Origin of the sequence: Pokkaliibacter plantistimulans (assembly GCF_003194385.1) — a bacterium.
Lineage (GTDB): Bacteria > Pseudomonadota > Gammaproteobacteria > Pseudomonadales > Balneatricaceae > Pokkaliibacter > Pokkaliibacter plantistimulans.
Genome location: NZ_LAPT01000141.1, coordinates 1 through 19,773 on the forward strand (window position 1 = coordinate 1; position 19,773 = coordinate 19,773).

19 protein-coding genes and 5 tRNA genes are annotated in these 19,773 nt (G+C 53.4%); 18 read left to right on the forward strand and 6 right to left on the reverse strand.

Translation table 11 applies throughout. The features are described 5' to 3' along the window. Positions 1-991, forward strand: a 991-nt coding sequence (gene rarD / locus WH50_RS24070) for an EamA family transporter RarD (protein ID WP_133251419.1), incomplete at its 5' end; no start/stop codon positions are given. 33 nt (positions 992-1,024) lie between these two features. After that, entirely contained in the window at positions 1,025-1,654 is a 630-nt protein-coding gene (locus WH50_RS24075; protein ID WP_110189827.1) for an ankyrin repeat domain-containing protein, read from the forward strand. A 109-nt stretch (positions 1,655-1,763) separates the two neighbouring features. Here WH50_RS24075 and WH50_RS24080 read toward each other — a convergent pair whose 3' ends face one another. The 5 genes from WH50_RS24080 to hemA are packed head-to-tail and all read right to left on the reverse strand — an operon-like array spanning position 1,764 to position 6,255. Next, positions 1,764-2,207, reverse strand: a complete 444-nt coding sequence (locus WH50_RS24080) for a CoA-binding protein (protein ID WP_110189829.1) — start codon at positions 2,205-2,207, stop codon at positions 1,764-1,766. 38 nt (positions 2,208-2,245) lie between these two features. After that, the gene (locus WH50_RS24085) at positions 2,246-3,001 is read right to left on the reverse strand and encodes a HesA/MoeB/ThiF family protein (RefSeq protein WP_207780466.1); all 756 of its coding nucleotides are present in this window, start codon (positions 2,999-3,001) and stop codon (positions 2,246-2,248) included. A 16-nt stretch (positions 3,002-3,017) separates the two neighbouring features. Then, the gene (gene prmC, locus WH50_RS24090; RefSeq protein WP_279305961.1) at positions 3,018-3,890 is read right to left on the reverse strand and encodes a peptide chain release factor N(5)-glutamine methyltransferase; all 873 of its coding nucleotides are present in this window, start codon (positions 3,888-3,890) and stop codon (positions 3,018-3,020) included. Beyond that, positions 3,887-4,975, reverse strand: a complete 1,089-nt coding sequence (prfA, locus tag WH50_RS24095) for a peptide chain release factor 1 (RefSeq protein ID WP_110189880.1) — start codon at positions 4,973-4,975, stop codon at positions 3,887-3,889. Before prfA ends, prmC begins: the two co-directional genes overlap by 4 nt. Positions 4,976-4,986: 11 nt before the next feature. Then, a complete protein-coding gene (gene hemA, locus WH50_RS24100) occupies positions 4,987-6,255 on the reverse strand; it encodes a glutamyl-tRNA reductase (RefSeq protein ID WP_110189831.1) in 1,269 nt (422 codons plus the stop codon). Positions 6,256-6,800: 545 nt separating this feature from the next. Between hemA and WH50_RS24105 the strand changes: the two genes are divergently transcribed. The 15 genes from WH50_RS24105 (at position 6,801) to WH50_RS24175 (ending at position 17,616) form a co-directional block, all read left to right on the forward strand. Then, positions 6,801-8,336: a tetratricopeptide repeat protein gene (locus WH50_RS24105; protein WP_165838551.1), complete on the forward strand. Its 1,536-nt coding sequence runs from the start codon at positions 6,801-6,803 to the stop codon at positions 8,334-8,336. Beyond that, complete coding sequence (gene lolB / locus WH50_RS24110; protein WP_165838552.1) at positions 8,323-8,928, forward strand: lipoprotein insertase outer membrane protein LolB; 606 nt, start codon at positions 8,323-8,325, stop codon at positions 8,926-8,928. The genes WH50_RS24105 and lolB overlap by 14 nt, the downstream gene beginning before the upstream one ends. Positions 8,929-9,244: 316 nt before the next feature. Then, positions 9,245-10,186 (forward strand): ribose-phosphate pyrophosphokinase, encoded by a 942-nt coding sequence (locus WH50_RS24115; RefSeq protein WP_104156392.1) that lies wholly within the window; start codon positions 9,245-9,247, stop codon positions 10,184-10,186. Between the two features lie 95 nt (positions 10,187-10,281). After that, the gene (locus tag WH50_RS24120) at positions 10,282-10,863 is read left to right on the forward strand and encodes a 50S ribosomal protein L25/general stress protein Ctc (protein WP_110189837.1); all 582 of its coding nucleotides are present in this window, start codon (positions 10,282-10,284) and stop codon (positions 10,861-10,863) included. Positions 10,864-10,877: 14 nt separating this feature from the next. After that, the gene (gene pth / locus WH50_RS24125) at positions 10,878-11,465 is read left to right on the forward strand and encodes an aminoacyl-tRNA hydrolase (RefSeq protein ID WP_110189839.1); all 588 of its coding nucleotides are present in this window, start codon (positions 10,878-10,880) and stop codon (positions 11,463-11,465) included. An 80-nt stretch (positions 11,466-11,545) separates the two neighbouring features. Beyond that, positions 11,546-12,646 carry a redox-regulated ATPase YchF gene (ychF, locus tag WH50_RS24130; RefSeq protein WP_110189841.1) on the forward strand — a complete coding sequence of 367 codons (1,101 nt, stop codon included), beginning with the start codon at positions 11,546-11,548 and terminating at the stop codon, positions 12,644-12,646. Between the two features lie 237 nt (positions 12,647-12,883). After that, entirely contained in the window at positions 12,884-13,936 is a 1,053-nt protein-coding gene (gene pstS / locus WH50_RS24135) for a phosphate ABC transporter substrate-binding protein PstS (RefSeq protein WP_110189843.1), read from the forward strand. Between the two features lie 168 nt (positions 13,937-14,104). Continuing rightward, positions 14,105-15,040, forward strand: a complete 936-nt coding sequence (gene pstC / locus WH50_RS24140) for a phosphate ABC transporter permease subunit PstC (protein ID WP_110189845.1) — start codon at positions 14,105-14,107, stop codon at positions 15,038-15,040. Continuing rightward, positions 15,037-15,870: a phosphate ABC transporter permease PstA gene (gene pstA, locus WH50_RS24145; RefSeq protein ID WP_110189847.1), complete on the forward strand. Its 834-nt coding sequence runs from the start codon at positions 15,037-15,039 to the stop codon at positions 15,868-15,870. Before pstC ends, pstA begins: the two co-directional genes overlap by 4 nt. A gap of 2 nt (positions 15,871-15,872) precedes the next feature. Further along, positions 15,873-16,682 carry a phosphate ABC transporter ATP-binding protein PstB gene (gene pstB, locus WH50_RS24150; RefSeq protein WP_243410261.1) on the forward strand — a complete coding sequence of 270 codons (810 nt, stop codon included), beginning with the start codon at positions 15,873-15,875 and terminating at the stop codon, positions 16,680-16,682. A gap of 469 nt (positions 16,683-17,151) precedes the next feature. Next, a tRNA-Gln gene (locus tag WH50_RS24155) sits at positions 17,152-17,226 on the forward strand. A 4-nt stretch (positions 17,227-17,230) separates the two neighbouring features. Next, positions 17,231-17,307: transfer RNA gene (locus tag WH50_RS24160), tRNA-Met, on the forward strand. Between the two features lie 34 nt (positions 17,308-17,341). After that, a tRNA-Gln gene (locus WH50_RS24165) sits at positions 17,342-17,416 on the forward strand. Positions 17,417-17,421: 5 nt separating this feature from the next. After that, positions 17,422-17,498 (forward strand) — tRNA-Met (locus tag WH50_RS24170). Between the two features lie 43 nt (positions 17,499-17,541). Further along, positions 17,542-17,616: transfer RNA gene (locus WH50_RS24175), tRNA-Gln, on the forward strand. A 153-nt stretch (positions 17,617-17,769) separates the two neighbouring features. Here WH50_RS24175 and WH50_RS24180 read toward each other — a convergent pair. Continuing rightward, on the reverse strand, positions 17,770-18,093 hold the full coding sequence (locus WH50_RS24180; RefSeq protein WP_110189849.1) for a DUF1820 family protein: 324 nt from the start codon (positions 18,091-18,093) through the stop codon (positions 17,770-17,772). Positions 18,094-18,344: 251 nt separating this feature from the next. Between WH50_RS24180 and miaB the strand changes: the two genes are divergently transcribed. Continuing rightward, complete coding sequence (miaB, locus tag WH50_RS24185) at positions 18,345-19,694, forward strand: tRNA (N6-isopentenyl adenosine(37)-C2)-methylthiotransferase MiaB (RefSeq protein ID WP_104156355.1); 1,350 nt, start codon at positions 18,345-18,347, stop codon at positions 19,692-19,694. The last annotated feature ends 79 nt before the right edge of the window (positions 19,695-19,773 follow it).

Genomic DNA, 19,773 nt, shown 5'->3' on the forward strand with positions numbered 1-19,773 from the left:
GATTTTCAACGACCTGTTAATAGTAGTTCGTACATGCACATCCTCCCTTGTAAGGCCAGCGCCTCTCAACAACGAGACCAACATGAATAATGACCTACGCCAGGGCCACCTGTTTGCTTTGGCTGCCTTTGGTATCTGGGGCACTTTCCCCATTTTTTTCAAACATATGAGCACCGTCCCGGCGTGGGAGATACTGGCTTATCGTATTAGCTGGTCCATGGTACTGCTGGTCGCATTTCTAAGCCTTACCCGACAGCTCAGCTCCGTCTTCAGTATCGTATTCAACTTGTCGCAGAGTCGCTGGCTGTTCTGTTCTGCATCTTTGATAGCCGTCAACTGGGTAACCTTCATCTGGGCAGTCAACGATGGCCGTATTCTCGAAACCAGTCTGGGGTATTTCTTTACCCCTATCGTTAACATTCTGATCGGACTGATTTTTTTCAAAGAAAAACTACGTGCCTTGCAGTGGTTAGCCGTACTACTTGCAACTCTGGGGGTAGGGTATCAGGTCGCCATGCTCGGCCACTTACCATGGATATCCTTGACGCTGGCGCTGAGCTTTGGATTTTATGGTGCCATTCGCAAGCAGACGACGGTGAGTGCGATAAACGGTCTGGCCATTGAAACACTACTCCTCTGTCCTTTTGCCCTTGCCTATCTGGGCTGGTTAGCGCTGGAAGACAACCTCAGCTTCAGCATGAGCACACCTGCGCTAGACCTGCTGCTGATCTCGACCGGCCTGGTCACCATACTGCCGCTCATTTGGTTTGCGGCAGCCGCCCGCAGACTTCCTATGACAACCATTGGCTTCTGGCAATACACGACACCGACGATCACCATGCAACTGGCCATATGGCTGTACGATGAGCCTTTTGATCAGCACAAGCTGATACCATTTCTGTTTATCTGGGCTGGGCTGGTGATATTTTCTTTTGATTCTGTGAGCTTTGGCCGTAAGCAGCGTCAATGGCAAGCTCAAACAGCTCGCTGATCATTCTTCGTAATACACAGTGATTAACACCCAATGAAATGGCCTTGGCAGAAAAACTTTGAACTCTCCCCATTCATTCAGGCGCTTGTGGAGGACAACACAGTGCATGCCAGCAAGCAGTGGCAGCGTTTACCTTCGCCATTCGAGCCGATATCGGATAATCAAAGTGCAGCAGAACTGGTTTTTTTGGAGGGAGCCCTCCAGTGCGCAGCGTTATTGCTACATCACCACGCTCCCAACATGGATCAAGGCAATCAGCTGGCAACCTCTGCGCTATGTGCGAAGCGACACCGTGTCGAACTGGTTACGCTATTACTAAAGCACAAGTTTGACCTGGAGCTGACCCCTGATGGCCAGACATGGCCATTAGCCTGCCTGACAATGGCTCCTGCAACCGATCATATGTTGCTGCTAAATCGCCTGCAGCAATATGGAATTGATTTGAATGTTCGCACTGAGGCGGGCGACACCCTGCTGGACCTAGCTATCAAGTCGGCACGTCCCGAACTGGTCAGGCACCTGATTGATAGTGGCATGACTACCGATGCCATTGGTAAATGGGTAGATACAGAACCACTGACATCTGAACAGCAGTCGACACTACAACTAGCGCGTCGCTGCCTGGAGGACTTGCGTATTCGCAAGCTGATGCTGGGAAGGTAAAGAGCGAAACTCGCTGACGACAAACACACAGACAAGATGCGCCTGCAGGCTCCTGCCTGGCATTACTCCACACTATGCCAGTCAGGAGTCTGTAACATCAGTACAGAAACTAGTAGATACCCAAGCGCAGGCGCTCATATTCAATCTTGGGGCAGCGATCCATGATGACACGCAAGCCCTCTTCCTCAGCCCGGGATGCAGCACCCTGATTGACCACGCCGAGCTGCATCCACACGACGCGGGCATTCGCTGCGATAGCCTCATCTACTACCTCAGCAACTGCTTCCGAACGGCGGAACACATCCACCATATCAATAGGCTCTGTAATATCCTGCAAAGAAGCGACGACTGGCTCACCAAGAATAGATCTACCCGCCTCATTGGGATTCACCGGGATCACCCTGTAACCTTTGTGCAGCAGATATTTCATCACTTGATGGCTTGGTCGCTCGGGATTAGAACTGGCCCCCACCAATGCAACGACGTTTACCTCTTCCAGAATGTCGCGAATAAAATCGTCATCGTATTTCAGGTTGTTAAGCGCGCCCGTCATGGGGTCTCTCTCCTGTGATTACACGCTTGGTTAAAAAATCAGGCGCCAGCTCCAGCGCAGACAGGGCAATGCGGATCCCGCCTTAACGCCAAAGAACGCCATTGCATGGTTAACGCATCCAGAACGAGCAGACGTCCCATCAGGGAGGTACCGCCTCCAACAATCAATTTAAGAGCTTCCATGGCCTGAGTACAACCTATCATTCCCACCAGTGGCGCTGCGACACCACTGTCGGAACAGGTTAGTTGCTCATCATCACCTGCCTTGTACAAACATTGATAGCAAGGACTTCCCGCTTTTGCCAGGAAAACACTAACCTGCCCTTCCCAGCGAATCGCTGCCCCCGAAACAAGCGGTTTTCCTGCAGCAACACAAGCCCGATTGAGCGCAAAACGAGTCGTAAAGTTATCCGAGCAGTCGATTACCACATCAACCTTATCAACCCACTGAGCCATCTCCACCGGCTCCAGACGCTGCTGCAGCGCAGTGACTACTACCTCTGGATTCAACCGGAGCAATGCCCGGCGGGCGGACTCCACCTTGGCCAAACCAAGACTGTCCTCACCATGCAGTACCTGTCGTTGTAAATTACTGGCCTCGACAACGTCATCATCTACCAGCACCAGCTCACCGACACCCGCCGCCGCCAGATATTGCGCTGCAGGGCAACCAAGCCCCCCCAACCCTACTATCAGCACTTTGGAAGATAGCAGCCGCTCCTGCCCTTCCAGATCAATACCTGGCAGCATGATATGCCGGCTATAACGCAGTAGTTGCTTGTCAGACAGTTCCATCAGCTCTATTCCTACATCAGCTGGAGCCTGCGCCAGCCACCACAGATTGCTCGCCACACCAGCGACCGCCGGTCACCCGGTCATTACCGCCCAGATCCTGCCAGCTTTGCACCGAAGAAAAACCTTTCTGCCGTAACAGAAGCTGCACAGACTCAGCTTGCTGCCAGCCATGCTCCAGCAGTATCCAGCCGCCATCGGTCAAATAGCCGGGCGCATGATCAACAATACAGGTTATATCAGCAAGCCCCTGATCAGCCGCTACCAACGCCGAATGTGGCTCAAAACGCACATCGCCTTGCAACAGGTGAGGGTCGTTACTATCGATATAAGGAGGATTGCTGACGATAAGATCAAAGGCGCCAGTCACTTGGGCATACCAGTGGCTGAGCAGAAAGGCCACATTGAGCTGTAAGCTCATGGCATTTTTCCGTGCCAGGGCCACCGCTTCAGGTAGTCGATCTACCCCCGTCACCTGCCAGCCCGGCCGTTCCGAAGCCAGAGCCAAAGCAATAGCTCCAGTGCCTGTCCCCAGATCCAGAACCCGAGCTTGCGTGGCTGACAGTTGCAACAGAGCAACCTCGACCAGCGTTTCGGTATCAGGACGTGGAATCAAGGTCGAAGGCTCAACACGGAGAGGCAGTGACCAGAACTCCCTTACTCCCATGATATACGCCACAGGCTCACCGCACTGGCGGCGTTCGACAGCCGTCTGGTACTGCAACCACTGCGTATCTGACAACTGCAGATCATCAAACGCACGCAAATAAGCACGATTGCGTCCCAACACCCAGGTTAGCAGCACCTCAGCATCGGCCTGAGGGCTTTCCCCTGCGCTCAAGGCTACTCTGGCCCACCTGAGTGCATCGGCAATGTTCAACGTACTGTTCAACTCTGCTCAGCCAGACTGGCCAACAGCTCCGCCTGATACTCATGCAGCAGAGGCTCAATAACGGAATCCATTTGCCCTCCCACGATCTCATCCAGACGATAAAGCGTGAGGTTGATGCGATGATCTGTAACCCGCCCCTGCGGGTAGTTGTAGGTACGGATACGTTCCGAACGATCACCGCTACCTACCAGGCTCTTGCGCTGATCAGCCTGCTCGCTGGCCTGCTTGTCGACCGCCGACTGTTTGAGGCGGGCCGCCAGCAAGGCCATCGCTTTGGCACGGTTTTTATGCTGTGAGCGCTCATCCTGACATTCGACTACCACACCCGAAGGGATGTGGGTAATACGTATAGCGGATTCTGTCTTGTTAACGTGTTGCCCACCCGCACCGGACGCGCGGTAGGTATCAACTCGCAGGTCTGCAGGGTTAATCTCGATATCCCCCACCGCATCCACTTCTGGAAGAATGGCTACCGTGCAGGCAGAGGTGTGAATACGCCCTTGCGATTCTGTTGCAGGTACACGCTGTACGCGGTGCGCCCCAGACTCAAACTTCAGACGTCCATAGACATTCTGGCCAGCAATTCGAGAGATGACCTCTTTGTAACCGCCATGTTCACCTTCGCTGGCGCTGACGATTTCAATCTGCCAGCCCTGCGTTTCTGCATAACGGGAATACATGCGAAAAAGATCGCCAGCAAATATGGCCGCCTCATCACCACCAGTTCCTGCACGTACCTCAAGAAAGATGTTATGTGTATCGTTCGGATCCTTGGGCAATAGCAACGTTTGCAACTCAGCTTCCAGACCTTCGATATTGGCTTTGGCGTCTTTCAACTCCTCCTCTGCCAACTCACGCATCTCAGCATCCGCGTCCTTGAGCATCGCCTCAGCTTCTCGAGCATCGCCCTGCACCTGCTGGTAGCGACCAAAGGCTTGGGCTAGCTCTTCCAATTCAGCATATTCACGCGAGTAGTTACGAAACTTCTGCTGGTCAGCAATGACACTGGCTTCACTGAGCAGTGCTGCAAGCTCTTCATAACGCTCAACCAGACCTTCCAATCTGGCCAAAATAGAGGGTTTCAACATAGGAGGGATCAATCATCCGCTTGAGAGTTGGACAGGCCGTAAAGTCGACGAGCCTGCACCAGTAAATCGGTTCGGCCTTCTGCGCTGGCTTTTTTCAGCTCAACGCTGGGCGTATGGATAAGTTTGTTTGTTAGCCCGCGCGCCAGATGCCGCAAAACATCTTCTGCATTCTGTCCGCGCTGCAGCTGGCGCAGAGCCTTCTCTATTTCCTGATCACGCACCACTTCAGCCTGCTGACGGATATCCATCAACGTCTGCACAGCATCACGTGCGCGCAACTGCTCTATGAAATGCTCAATACCCTGAGCGATCAGCAGCTCCGCCTCTTCTGCAGCGCTCTGACGTGCTTTTACTCCTTCATCAATGACTTGCTGCAAATCATCAACGGTATACAGATAGACATCTTCCAGCTCTCCGACTTCAGGCTCAATATCCCGAGGGACAGCAATGTCCACCATAAACATCGGATTGTAACGGCGCTTCTTCAATGCACGTTCTACCGCCCCCTTCCCAAGAACAGGCAAAGGACTGGCCGTTGAGGCAATCACAATATCAGCTTCGTGCAGGTACTCGGCCAGCTCCGCGAGGGGAATAGCACGACCATCCAGCTCTGCGGCAAGTGCCTGACCACGACTTAAGGTTCGGTTGGCGACGGTGAGTTGAGTCACTCCTGCTTCACGCAGGTGTCGGCCAACCAGTTCGATGGTTTCTCCGGCCCCGATGAGCAGTGCCCGGGTATCGGCCAGATCAGCAAAAATGCGCTGAGCGAGACTGACGGCGGCATAGGCAACCGAGACGGGATTTTTACCGATATCCGTCTGAGTACGCACCTGCTTGGCCATATTGAAGGAGTGCTGGAACCAGCGATTCATCTGCGCACCAAGACAACCGGTACGCTGTGCAGCAGAGAACGCATCTTTCAGCTGTCCGAGAATTTGTGGCTCGCCCAAAATCAGCGAATCCAATCCACAGGCTACTCGCATCATGTGACGAACGGCTTCTCGATCCCAGTGGATGTATGCATTCTTCATCAGCTGTTCGACGCTGACGTCGTGATAGCGGGCCAGCCACTCAAGCACTGTCCGCCCTTCATGCAGCGGCGCCACACCATAAACTTCAGTGCGGTTGCAGGTAGACAAAATGGCTACCTCACTGAGCGCACCGTCTTTGCGTGCGCGTACCAGCGCCTCATCCAGCTCATCAGGAGAGAATGCCAGTTTTTCACGGACGTCTACCGGGGCAGTTTTGTGATTAATGCCGAGAGCCAATAACGCCATAGATTGCTGCATAACGAAGGTACGCCACTCAGAATGCTTCGTGATCCGGATCGATGACCGCACCAGAATCAACTACAACTTGCTCACCCATAGTGAGCGTTTGTGCCAAGTTGTGCCGCCGGTGAGCCGGTTTCACAAGTATGGCGCAATAGCACAGCGGTTGCCGTGAATTATATCAACGATATGAATAGATACTTTCTATTCATCTGCCGGATACTGACCTGACAGATCAGCCCTCGTCCGTTATCAAGACACATAAAGAAACAGACCGGTAACAGCCGACGCGTGATTTCCCTTGTGAGCCTGCCAGCGATAACGCAATATACAGGAAACCTCGCCCGCCAAGGGCTGCCTATTGTAACCAACCCGCCTTATTCACAACAGACTCCATGCCAAGATCAGCTTATTTAATAGCCTGCCTGCTGAGTATTCTAAGTGGCTGTGCAGTGAAAACCAGCGCGCCTCAATCGGCAGCTCAGGCAAATAAAGCAGATGATATCGCTGCGACTTCCCCTATATATCCGCTCTTGCTGGCTGAATTCGCGGTGCAACGCGACCAGCCCGACCTGGCATACCGGCAATATCAACTACTGGCAGAAAAGTATCGCACCCCGGAACTCGCTGAGCAGGCAAGCTACCTCGCTCAATATCTGGGAAACGCAGAAGACCTGTCCAAGTCAGCGCAGCTTTGGCATGACATCAGCCCTGACTCTCGCGTTGCCAGCAACTTGTTGCTGGATAGCCTGTTCCAGACCAAGCAGTACGCTGAAGTATTCTCTACACTTAACAAGTTCGACTGGCGCAGCAACAATGCAATGTACTCATTGTTACTTGGCCGTGTCGAACAACTGGACCAGGGGGACATTGAAGCCTTTGCTCAGGCCTTGCGTCCGCAACTGCAACAGCACCCGCGCAACCCGTTCTACCACCTGAGTACAGCACTGATTGCCCGGCATCAGTTGCGCTGGCAAGGTGCAGAGGATGAAGTCAATGAAGCCCTGCATCTAGCTCCCTCGCTACAACAAGCGATCGTACTCAAGGCAGACTTGCTGTTTCGCCAGCGCAAATTCACTGAAACCACCCGTTTTCTGAGCCAGGCCAATAAGGCACATCCTTCACCTCAACTACAGGACATGCTGGCTCGCGCCTATCTGGCCGACAACAAGGCCAAGAAGGCATTGCCTGTGCTGCAATCCCTGATCAAGGAGCAGCCAGACAATCTCGAGGCACGGTTCACGCTTGGCCGTACCCAGATTCAGCTGGCGCGCTATAAAGACGCCCAGAACAGTTTTCTGGAGCTGTGGGACATGGCGCCCAACCGTTCGCCTGTGGCCTTCTATCTTGGCTACCTTGCCGAACTGCAAAAGGATCAGGACAGCGCCATCGATTACTACCAGCAGGTGACGCGTGGCGATGAACTCATTACTGCCCAGAGCCGACTGATTGTGCTGCTGAGTGGCAATGGGCAGGATGATCAGATTCCTGCCATGCTGAAGCAGGCACGCAAGAACAATCCTGATCAGGCAGCCCAACTGTTCGAGTTAGAGGCTGAGTGGCAATCTAAAAAGCTGGATTATGCAGCTGCACGCCAGGCGTATGACGAAGCACTCAAGCTTGACCCAAACAATCCACAGCTGCTGTATAACCGTGCCATGCTCGGGGACAAGGATGGCAATCTGGAGGCCATGATTGCTGACCTCGAGGCGCTGGTTGCCCTTGAGCCAGACAATGCACAAATCCTGAATGCACTGGGCTACACCCTTACCGACCGCACCACACGCCATAATGAGGCTTTACAGCTACTGTTGAAGGCTCATACCTTGCAACCCGATGACCCAGCCATTCTCGACAGCCTGGGGTGGGTCTATTACAACCTGCAACGCTACGATGAAGCCGAAGATTACCTGACAAAAGCCTACGGTGCCTTCCCCGACCCCGAAGTGGCCTACCATTATGGTGCTGCACTGTGGCAACAGAGCAAGCCCGATCAGGCACTGCGCATCTGGCGCAAGGCACTGCGCAGCAAGCCTGACTACTCCCCGATCCGCGACATCATGGAGCAATACGGTGTCCAGCCTTAATCCCAACGCTGTCAAATATCTCGGCCTTATCACCTTGGCGTTACTCCTCAGCGCCTGTGCCAACACCAACCGGCTGAGTTTTCAGCCGGAACCCAGTACCGCCTGGCGCCAATCTCTCAATCAGATGGACAGCTGGCAACTGGAAGGCAAGGCAGGACTAAAAAGCAAGGAAAGTTACAACACCCTGACCGTCAACTGGACGGAGCAGGGTGACTCCTATCAGGTAAAAATGACAGGCCCGATGGGTCAGGGCCAACTGAGTCTGGAAGGCACCCCTCAACAGATACTGCTGACCACCCCGCAAGGGCGCTACGTGTCGGATGATCCCCAGGCGCTGCTACGCCAGCATACCGGCTGGCCGATCCCGCTGACTCAGCTGACTTACTGGATTAAGGGCACCCCTGCACCGGGCAAGGTCAAAGGTTCATTGTACGATGATCAAGGCCGCCTGCTCAGCCTTGATCAAGCCGGGTGGCGGCTTGACTATCTGGAGTTCCAGCAACAGGGGCAGGCCTGGCTACCCCGCAAGCTCACCGTCAAACGGGATGATCTGGAACTTAAACTGGTTATCAAACAATGGCAGGTAAACTGAATAATTCCGGCTGATCAATTGACAATCACACCCCCTTTATGGACAATTTCCGCGCCTTTTTATAGGGGGTATGGCCACGCGACGTTCAACACAGAACGGTCGAGAGCAGCCAGACTGCTGTGGACAGGGTTGAAGTGAACTCCAGCTGCTTGCGGCTAATTAATCAAAGAGTTGCGCCTCACGGTCAGACATTTCTTGTCGGGCAGCACCGCTCACAAAGATAACGTACTGACAGTAAGCTCAGTCAATTATGAGAACCACTCCACCCATGAACGGGCCAAGGTATCCAACATCCTGCCAGCGTGAAGGTATCAGCGTGTCAAAACTAATGGTCTTTACCGGGAACGCCCATCCGGAACTTGCCCGCAAGGTCGTCGATCAGTTGTGCTTGCCTTTGGGCGATGCCGATGTCGGCCAATTCAGTGACGGCGAAATAGCGGTCCAGATCAACGAGAACGTCCGCGGCAAGGATTGTTTTATCATCCAGCCCACCTGCGCCCCTACAAACGATAACCTAATGGAGCTAGTGATGATGACTGACGCACTGCGTCGTGCATCAGCTCAGCGTATCACCGCTGTTGTTCCTTATTTCGGCTATGCCCGCCAGGACCGTCGCCCTCGCTCAGCTCGTGTACCTATCAGCGCCAAAGCCGTTGCAGACATTCTCTCCGGCGTGGGTGTAGACCGCGTTCTGACCGTTGACCTGCATGCCGAGCAGATTCAGGGCTTTTTCGATATTCCTGTTGACAACGTATTCGGTTCTCCGGTGCTGATTGAACACATCCAGCGTCAGAATTACGAAAACGCTATTGTCGTTTCTCCTGATGTAGGTGGCGTAGTGCGTGCCCGTGCGGTTGCCAAACAGCTGGACTGCGATCTGGCCATCATCGATAAACGCCGCGAGAAGGCTAATGTTTCACAGGTCATGCACATCATTGGTGATGTGAAAGACCGTACCTGCATCCTTGTTGATGACATGTGTGACACAGCCGGTACCCTTTGCAAGGCAGCTGCCGCCCTTAAAGAGCACGGCGCGCACAAGGTCATTGCTTATGCCACTCACCCAGTGCTGTCTGGTCCGGCCATCGACAATATCAACAACTCTGTACTGGACAAACTGGTCGTCACCGACACTATTCCTCTGACTAAAGCCGCATCCAGCAGCAAAAAGATTGAACAGCTGACGCTGTCACACATCCTTGCCGAGGCGGTGCGCCGCGTTTGCAATGAAGAATCCATCAGCGCCATGTTTCGTTGATTAAACCAACAGGCGCTGATTTCGCCCGCAAGGGCAAACTACAGCCAGGCACTGGTCGCGGTCGTCTGGCTGTTTAATTTTATGTTGAGGTAAAAATGAGCAACTACGTACTGAATGCAAAAGCACGCGATGTAGCAGGAAAGGGTGCGAGCCGCCGCCTGCGTCGCCTGGACGACACTGTTCCTGCCATTGTTTACGGCGGTTCAGCTGAGCCCACCAACCTTACCATCGACCACGATGAGCTGCTGCACCTGACCGAAGACAACCAGTTCTTCAGCAGCATCATCAACCTGAACGTTGATGGCAAGGAAGAGCGCGTGATCATCAAGGATCTGCAACGTCACCCTGCCAAGCCTGTACTGCTGCACGCTGACTTCCAGCGTGTTACCAACGGCCGCACCATTACCATCAAGGTACCTGTTCGCTTCGAAAACGAAGCTGCCAGTCCAGCTTCCAAAGTAGGCGGCAAGGTATTCACTCTGGTGAGCGAAGTTAAGGTTGTTTGCAAACCTGAAAACCTGCCTGAGTTCGTAACTGTTGACCTGAGCAACGTTGAACTGGGTCAGAACCTGTACCTGTCCGACATCGTCTGCCCTGAAGGGGTTGAAGTGGCGGCTCTGCGTCTGGGTAAAGACCACAACCAGGCTGTTGCTCGTGTTGTTGCCAAGCGTAAGTAAGCGCTGAATCAGCAATGAATGACAAGGTTCAACTTATTGTCGGGCTGGGCAACCCCGGCGCGCAGTATGACAGAACCAGGCACAACGCTGGCGCCGACCTTGTGTCGGCGCTTGCGTCTTTATGCCACGCCGAAATGCGCCACGAATCCCGCTTTCACGGCCAATACGCCAAAGCCAACTGGCAGGGGCAGACCCTGCACCTGTTGATCCCAACCACTTTCATGAACTTGAGTGGACAAGCCGTACAGGCGCTCTGTTCTTTTTACAAGGTACCGCCAGAAGCGGTACTGGTTGTTCATGATGAGCTGGATATACCGCCCGGTCAGGCACGCTTCAAGAAAGGTGGCGGCCACGGTGGTCATAATGGTCTGAAAGATATTATTAGCCGCTTCGGTGGCAATCGGGAATTTCATCGTTTACGCATTGGCATTGGCCACCCCGGCCATGCAGGCATGGTTGCCGGTTTCGTACTGACCAAAGCCCCCCAAGCAGAGCAACAGCTGATAGAGCAGGCCAGCGATGCTGCCCTCTCTGCCCTGCCACTGGCCCTTAGCGGCGACTGGTCCAAGGCAATGAATCAGCTTCACGCATTCAAACCCTAGGGGCATCCCCGAATCAGCTAGCTCTCTGGCTGGCCCATTCTGGGATACTCCTGATGTAAATGAGATAACAGGAACGCATTATGGGATTTAACTGTGGCATCGTCGGCCTGCCCAATGTCGGCAAGTCAACCCTGTTCAACGCCCTGACCAAATCAGGCATCGCAGCGGAAAACTTCCCGTTCTGCACCATTGAACCGAACTCAGGCATTGTCCCCATGCCTGACCCCCGCCTCGATGCGCTGGCCGCCATTGTCAATCCACAGCGCATCCTGCCTACCACCATGGAGTTTGTGGACATTGCTGGTCTCGTTGCAGGCGCGTCTAAAGGTGAAGGACTGGGTAACAAGTTTCTGGCCAATATTCGCGAAACCGATGCCATCGCCCACGTAGTACGCTGCTTTGAAGATGACAATGTGATCCACGTTGCCAACAGCGTTGACCCCAAGCGCGATATCGAGATTATCGACCTTGAGCTGATCATGGCCGACCTCGACAGCTGTGAAAAGCAACTGCAACGCGTAGTGCGCGCTGCCAAAGGCAATGACAAAGAGGCTCTGGCCCAAAAGGCTCTGCTGGAAAAGCTGATCCCTCACTTCAACGAGGGCAAACCTGCCCGCAGTCTGCTGAAAAATTTGAGCGATGATGAAAAGCGTCTGGCAAAGACCTTTCATCTGCTGACGACCAAGCCCGTGATGTACATCGCCAACGTTGCCGAGGACGGCTTTGAAGATAACCCGCTGCTTGACGTGGTACGCGCCATTGCAGAAGAGGAAGGCGCTGTCGTGGTCCCAGTCTGCAACAAGATCGAAGCCGAAATTGCTGAGCTGGATGACATCGAAGAAATGCAGATGTTCCTTGAGAGCATGGGTATGGAAGAGCCAGGACTGAACCGCGTCATTCGTGCAGGTTATGCTCTTCTCAACCTGCAGACTTACTTCACTGCCGGCGTTAAGGAAGTACGCGCCTGGACCGTCAAAGTAGGTGCGACCGCCCCGCAGGCGGCTGGCGTCATTCATACAGACTTCGAAAAAGGCTTTATCCGTGCCGAGGTCGTGGGCTATGACGACTTTGTCCAGTTCAAAGGTGAGCAAGGTGCCAAAGAGGCTGGCAAATGGCGCCTTGAAGGCAAGGAATACATCGTCAAAGATGGCGATGTAATGCACTTCCGCTTCAACGTCTGATCTCTTCCCAGAGTCATACTTTCTCTTACAAAGCCGCGAATCTCGCGGCTTTGTAACATCTACGCCTTCCGCAAGAGCCCCCATCTCCAACTGCTCATCCAGCAAGAGGCCACAAACTTTTTTGTGTGACAGCCAATGTCATATTGCCGTCATATTTCCGCGTTACCTTAAGCGCACTCCAGAGAGAGATGAACCTTCCAGTTCGCTTTAAACCCAATCCAACCAAGGTGACGGCAGATGAACAAACTCCTCAATGGCTTACTGCTGGCTAGCACTGTAGTAATCGCCCCGATGTCCTACGCTAAAGTAGATACCATCAACGGTGCAGGCGCTACTTTCCCCTATCCGGTATATGCCAAGTGGGCAGAGGCTTACAACAAGGCCGAAGGAGTCAAACTGAACTACCAGTCCATCGGCTCTGGTGGCGGTATCAAACAGATCAAAGCTAAAACCGTAGATTTCGGCGCTAGCGATGCTCCTCTGACCAAAGAAGAACTGGATCAAGCTGGTCTGGCTCAGTTCCCTGCAGTTATGGGTGCCATTGTTCCCGTAATCAATGTGAAAGGCATCGAAGCCGGCCAACTGAAGCTGAGCGGTCAGCTACTGGCTGACATCTACTCCGGCAAAGTCAAAATGTGGGACGACGCTGCTATTGCCTCTCTGAACGAAGGCGTCAAGCTTCCTCACATGCCGATCTACACCGTGCACCGCTCTGACGGTTCAGGTACCACTTTCAACTTCACCGACTATCTGGCTCGTGTAAGCCCTGAGTGGCAGAAAAACGTTGGTGTTGGTAAAGAAGTAGCCTGGCCGAAAGAAGCTCAGCAACTGGGCGGCAAAGGTAACGAAGGTGTTGCCAACTTCGTAAGCCGTACTCCTGGCTCAATCGGTTACGTTGAATTTGCTTATGCCAAATCCAACAATCTGACCTACACCCAGATGGAAAACAAAGCTGGCAAATTTGTTAAGCCTGAAATGGCTGCGTTCCAGGCCGCTGCCGCCAACGCTGACTGGTCCAACGCTCCTGGCTTCCACCTGATCCTGAACGATCAGCCTGGTGATGCTTCCTGGCCGATGACTGCTGCCACTTTCATTCTGGTTTACAAGCAGCAGGATGATGCTGAGAAAGGCGATGCAGTACTGAAGTTCTTCGACTGGAGCTTCGCTAACGGTGACCAGGCGGCTGAAGCGCTGGACTACATCCCCATGCCTGACAGCGTCGTCAAGATGATCGAAGACATGTGGAGAAACGACGTCAAGGACACCCAGGGAATGGCTGTTTACAAGTAATGACGTTGAGACGGCTGGGTAGCACGGTTTGACCTTGCCACCCAGCAACTATCGGGAACGGCTGTCAGCACCCTGAAAAGTGTCTGGTGGCGTTCCCTTTACGCGTTTAACCGACAGCAAGAAGTGCCCCAGGCAACGGAGCTGTAAAGACTACAGGTGAACTATCCAATGTCTACGCTGGTAATGAAATCGAGATGGCACAGCGATACGCTGTTTCAACGTGCCTGCTGGTCCAGCGCGATACTGATCGGCGTCCTGCTGGTATCCATCCTGCTATCCCTGCTGCATGGTGCCTGGCCTGCACTGGAAAAGTTTGGCTTCGGTTTTTTGTTCAGTACTGAGTGGAACCCTATTACCAGCGAATACGGCGCCGCTAATGCCCTGTATGGCACCCTGGTTTCTTCCTTTATTGCTATTCTTCTGGCTCTGCCTTTGAGCCTGGCCATCGGCGTATTCCTTACTGAGCTGGCTCCTGCGTGGATGTCACACTCAGTTGCCGCCGCTATTGAATTGCTCGCAGCAGTACCCAGCATCATTTACGGTATGTGGGGCCTGTTTGTCTTCGCCCCCTGGTTCTCAGAACATTTTCAGTTGTGGGCACTCGATGCCTTTTCAGAGGTTCCTGTACTGGGCCTGCTTTTCAGTGGTCCACCCATGGGCGTAGGTCTGCTGACCTCCGGCATCATTCTGGCTTTCATGATTCTGCCTATTCTTACCGCACTGATTAAAGAAGCTCTCTCCACCATCCCTAACGTCATGCGCGAAGCCAGCTACGGCATTGGCGCCAACCGTTGGGAGGTCACCTTCTTTGTACTCCTTCCTGCCGTCCGCAGTGCCATCTTCGGTGCCGTAATTCTGGCTCTCGGCCGCGCTCTGGGCGAAACCATGGCAGTTACCTTTGTGATTGGCGGCGCCCAGGATATGAACACCTCGCTGTTTATGCCTGCCACATCGGTATCCGCCACCATTGCCGAACAGTTCAACGAAGCCACCAATGACATGCATATCTCTTCGCTGCTGGCACTCGGTCTGCTGTTGTTTGTTATCACTTTCGCAGTCATGGCGGTCGCCCGCATCCTGATGCGCAAGAGGAAGCTGTCATGAGACTAAGACGTAAAATCACCAACATGGTGTTTCAGCTGGCATGCATGTTCGCCACCATCATTGGCCTCAGCGTACTGGTTGCGATCCTTTACACCCTGGTCAGCAAAGGGCTGGCCGGAATGCAGTGGTCTCTCTTTACCGAAATCACTCCCGGACCCGGTAGTGAAGGTGGCCTGGCCAACGCCATGCTGGGCAGCCTGATCATGACCAGCATGGGCATCCTGATTGCTGCCCCTATCGGTGTCATGGGCGGCACCTGGCTGGCAGAGTACGGTGCCAACAGCAAGGTTGCCTCCACCATTCGCTTCCTCAACGGCATGCTGATGAGCGCTCCCTCCATCCTGATCGGCTTGTTTGTCTATGAGATGGTGGTGATCAACATGGGCCACTTTTCCGGCTGGGCCGGTGCTATCGCACTAGCCATCATTGCCTTGCCCGTCATTATCAGCACCACAGAAGAAATGCTGAAACTGGTGCCCACCAGCCTGCGTGAAGCGGGCAGCGGCCTGGGTGCCCCGAAATGGAAAGTCGTTACTCTACTGGGCTATCGCGCTATCAGCACCGGTCTTGTGACGGGCATTCTGCTGGCCATCGCCCGTATCAGTGGCGAGACCGCCCCGCTGCTGTTCACCTCAATGAACAACAGCTTTATGAGCCTTGATCCCAACCAACCAATGGCAAACCTGCCGGTGACGATTTACCAGTTTGCCATGAGCCCGGACGAGACGTGGAACCAGCTAGCCTGGTCAGGGGCTCTGTTAATCACCCTGACCATACTCGCCCTGAACCTCTCTTCCCGTCTGCTGCCCCGCCTGGCAAAAAGGAGATAACAATGAGCCACGTTGCTTACATGAACCCTGCTGAAGTTGTTGAGACCGATTCGCTGACTCGCCGTATGGACGTTCAGGGTCTGAACTTTTATTACAACCGCGGCGCTCAGGCATTGCGTGATGTAAACCTGCCCATCTACAAGAATCGTGTTACCGCCATGATCGGGCCATCAGGCTGCGGCAAGTCCACCCTGCTGCGCTGCATGAATCGCATCTATCAGCTGTACTCCGGCCAGTTCGCCGAAGGCAAGATCATGCTGGACACCACCAACATTCTTGATGGCTCCATGGATATCAACGAACTGCGTTCCAAGGTCGGGATGGTGTTCCAGAAGCCCACGCCTTTCCCCATGAGCATCTATGACAATATCGCCTTCGGCGTGAAACTGTATGACAAACTGTCTAAGCGCCAGATGGATGAGCGGGTAGAGAAAGCCCTGCGCCAGGCACACCTTTGGGAAGAAGTGAAGGAAAAGCTGCATCAGGACGCCAGCAGCCTGTCAGGTGGCCAGCAGCAGCGCCTGTGCATCGCCCGCACCGTGGCTCTGCAGCCTGAAGTCATCCTGATGGATGAACCCACCTCTGCACTGGACCCTATCGCTACCCAGGCCATCGAACAGCTGATCGAGCAGCTGCGAAATGACTACACCATCGTCATTGTCACTCACAACATGCAGCAGGCAGCACGTATCTCTGACTACACCGCCTTTATGTATCTGGGTGAGCTGGTGGAGTTTGATGAAACCCACAACATTTTCAGCAACGCCCGTGAGCAACGTACCCGTGACTACATCGCCGGATCATTCGGCTAAGTTGCACTGACGCACTCACTCCCCCCAATGGCCGCATCAGAGTCCTTCTATGCGGCCATGTTATTTTTGGACTGACCACCTTGGCGCACTGCCGACATTTACTAGCGCCTCTCAGCCCTGTTTTGACAACGCATGTCAGTCATAGCCCTGATCTGCAGCTCATGCTGTAGAACCTCTCCGGCACAAAACCACCGCCTTCCTTCACCCACTCAGACCATCAGGCACACACTGACCCGATGAACAACGGCTCGGGGCAATCTATTGAATTGCTTGCCATTTTTTCTCTGGTGAGATGTTGACAACAGATAAAGGAACAGGAATAATTCGCGACCTCGAAACACGAGACAGCAATAACAAGCATCATCCTTGCAGTAGATTCTTGTTGCAGCAGTCACGAGTGATACAGAAAACAGATAAATCCTAGACTTTGATTTTTCTAAACTTTCTGTATAATGCGAGTCGCTTTTGAAGGGGTGTCGCCAAGTGGTAAGGCAACGGGTTTTGATCCCGTCATTCGTAGGTTCGAGTCCTTCCACCCCTGCCAAGATGGCTATGTAGCTCAGCTGGTTAGAGCGGAGCATTCATAATGCTTAGGTCGTTGGTTCGAATCCGACCATAGCCACCAATCAAAAGCAGTGCTTATTGCACACCGTCCAAGTAGGGGTGTCGCCAAGTGGTAAGGCAACGGGTTTTGATCCCGTCATTCGTAGGTTCGAGTCCTTCCACCCCTGCCATAAATGGCTATGTAGCTCAGTAGGTTAGAGCGGAGCATTCATAATGCTTAGGTCGTTGGTTCGAATCCGACCATAGCTACCATGGACACAGGTGTGATTAATCACTAAAGTAAAGGCCCTGTTGCAGGGGTGTCGCCAAGTGGTAAGGCAACGGATTCTGATTCCGTCATCCGTAGGTTCGAGTCCTTCCACCCCTGCCAACCTTTATCCCATCTGATAGAACTCTTCTTTATCTGCATGAATTACTTATCCATCCAAGCCCGATCCAACTCTCCTAATCCATTAGACTCACGAATAACTGCGTCATCCAGCAAAGGGCAGCAAGTCTTTACCGCCCAATCCAAGCGTTAACATCAATCTGATTTACCGGGGAAAGGCATACCTGGAAACGCCATCACACTCCCCTTGCTATCACGCATTTTGGCCACCCCTTCTTTTTGCACTTCATCGATCCGAATAATGGAATGCATGGGAATGTAGCTTCGCTTTACCTCACCGAACTCTGCTTTGAGCTTCTCCTCTGCCGGATCTACCAGCATTTGGCTTCGCTCACCAAAGATAAAGCTCTCAATCTCGACAAATCCCCAGAGATCACTCTGCCCGACACTGCGGGCAAAGACTTCGTATATCTTGTCCTGATTCTGAAAAATAACCTTGTAGATCCTGTCTTTTGTCATACCTACCACAAGCAATCAAAGGGCTGAAGAGAAAACCCGCCTGAAACCAGACCAGCCCCGCATTATAGCCAGACAGACCAGGCAAAGCAGCCAAGCTACACCTGCCTGACTGGCTGAGGTATAATCTGCCGATTTTCGGAGCCGCCCCACCCCGCTTTTACAGTACGAGATGTGCTGACCTGGGTGCTGCTTTATCCCGGCCCAAGGCTGCTCTTAAACCGTATTACCCTGTCGAGGGTTTCAGGTAATCCATGTCCAAAAAGGTTTTTATCCAGACACACGGCTGTCAGATGAATGAGTACGACTCTTCCCGCATGCTCGACCTGCTGCGAGAAAGTCATCAGATGGAAGTCACCGACAATCCCGAAGAAGCGGACCTGTTGCTGCTTAACACCTGCTCCATTCGCGAAAAGGCGCAGGATAAGGTTTTCCATCAACTGGGTCGCTGGCGCAAGCTGAAAGAAAAGAACCCCGAATTGCGTATCGGTGTCGGTGGCTGCGTCGCCAGTCAGGAAGGCCAGGCAATTCGTGATCGCGCACCTTTCGTCGATATCGTCTTTGGCCCCCAAACCCTGCACCGTTTGCCGGAAATGGTAGATGCCACGGTGCAGTACCATACTCCACAGGTGGATATCAGCTTCCCCGAGATTGAAAAATTCGACCGTCTGCCCGCCCCCAAAGTGGAAGGTGCAGAAGCCTTTGTATCCATCATGGAAGGCTGCAGCAAATACTGCACCTTCTGCGTCGTCCCCTACACCCGTGGTGAAGAAGTCAGCCGCCCGGTACAGGACGTACTGGCCGAGATTATTCATCTGGCCGAACAAGGTGTGCGTGAGGTCAACTTGCTGGGTCAGAACGTTAACGCCTATCGTGGTGCGACCGCAGATGGCGATACTGCCGATCTTGCCGAACTGCTGCATTACGTCGCCGCCATTGATGGCATTGACCGCATTCGCTACACCACCTCCCACCCAGTGGAGTTTTCCGAGTCCCTGATCGAGGCTTACGAAACCATCCCCGAGCTGGTCAGCCATCTGCATCTGCCTGTTCAGAGCGGTTCTGATCGCATTCTGGCATTGATGAAACGTGGCCACACTGCACTGGAGTACAAATCCAAGCTGCGTCGTCTGAAAAAGATTCGCCCGGACATCAGCTTCTCCTCAGACTTTATTGTTGGCTTCCCCGGTGAAACCGAAGCTGACTTTGAAGCCACCATGAAGCTGATCCAGGACATCGGTTTTGACCTGTCCTACAGTTTTGTCTATAGCCGCCGTCCCGGCACACCTGCCTCTGACTATGCCGACGATGTACCAGAAGAAGTGAAGAAACAGCGTCTGCTTATTTTGCAGCAACGCATTATCCAGCAGACCATGGACATTTCCCGCAAGATGGTGGGCAGTGTGCAGCGTATTCTGGTTAACGGCTACAGCAGAAAAGACCCGGGCCAGATGCAGGGCCGCACCGAGAACAACCGGGTGGTCAACTTTAACTGCACCAACCCTGATCAGATTGGCAAGTTTGCCAATATTCGCATCGAGCAGGCGCTGCCTAACTCCCTGCGCGGAGTACTGGTTGATTCAGAACTGGATACGCTTCATTAAATAACCAGAACAGCATCCCAGAATGTGTTCACGATCGAGCCAAACAAGGCGAACAGTGCTGAGAAAGCGGAGTTTAGTG

Excerpts from the sequence above, each read along its gene's own strand:
- WH50_RS24075 (WP_110189827.1), top strand. The coding sequence starts at position 1,025 with ATGAAATGGCCTTGGCAGAAAAACTTTGAACTCTCCCCATTCATTCAG.
- WH50_RS24080 (WP_110189829.1), bottom strand. The coding sequence starts at position 2,207 with ATGACGGGCGCGCTTAACAACCTGAAATACGATGACGATTTTATTCGC.
- WH50_RS24085 (WP_207780466.1), bottom strand. The coding sequence starts at position 3,001 with ATGGAACTGTCTGACAAGCAACTACTGCGTTATAGCCGGCATATCATG.
- hemA (WP_110189831.1), bottom strand. The coding sequence starts at position 6,255 with ATGGCGTTATTGGCTCTCGGCATTAATCACAAAACTGCCCCGGTAGAC.
- WH50_RS24120 (WP_110189837.1), top strand. The coding sequence starts at position 10,282 with ATGAGCAACTACGTACTGAATGCAAAAGCACGCGATGTAGCAGGAAAG.
- pth (WP_110189839.1), top strand. The coding sequence starts at position 10,878 with ATGAATGACAAGGTTCAACTTATTGTCGGGCTGGGCAACCCCGGCGCG.
- ychF (WP_110189841.1), top strand. The coding sequence starts at position 11,546 with ATGGGATTTAACTGTGGCATCGTCGGCCTGCCCAATGTCGGCAAGTCA.
- pstS (WP_110189843.1), top strand. The coding sequence starts at position 12,884 with ATGAACAAACTCCTCAATGGCTTACTGCTGGCTAGCACTGTAGTAATC.
- pstC (WP_110189845.1), top strand. The coding sequence starts at position 14,105 with ATGTCTACGCTGGTAATGAAATCGAGATGGCACAGCGATACGCTGTTT.
- pstA (WP_110189847.1), top strand. The coding sequence starts at position 15,037 with ATGAGACTAAGACGTAAAATCACCAACATGGTGTTTCAGCTGGCATGC.
- pstB (WP_243410261.1), top strand. The coding sequence starts at position 15,873 with ATGAGCCACGTTGCTTACATGAACCCTGCTGAAGTTGTTGAGACCGAT.
- WH50_RS24180 (WP_110189849.1), bottom strand. The coding sequence starts at position 18,093 with ATGACAAAAGACAGGATCTACAAGGTTATTTTTCAGAATCAGGACAAG.
- miaB (WP_104156355.1), top strand. The coding sequence starts at position 18,345 with ATGTCCAAAAAGGTTTTTATCCAGACACACGGCTGTCAGATGAATGAG.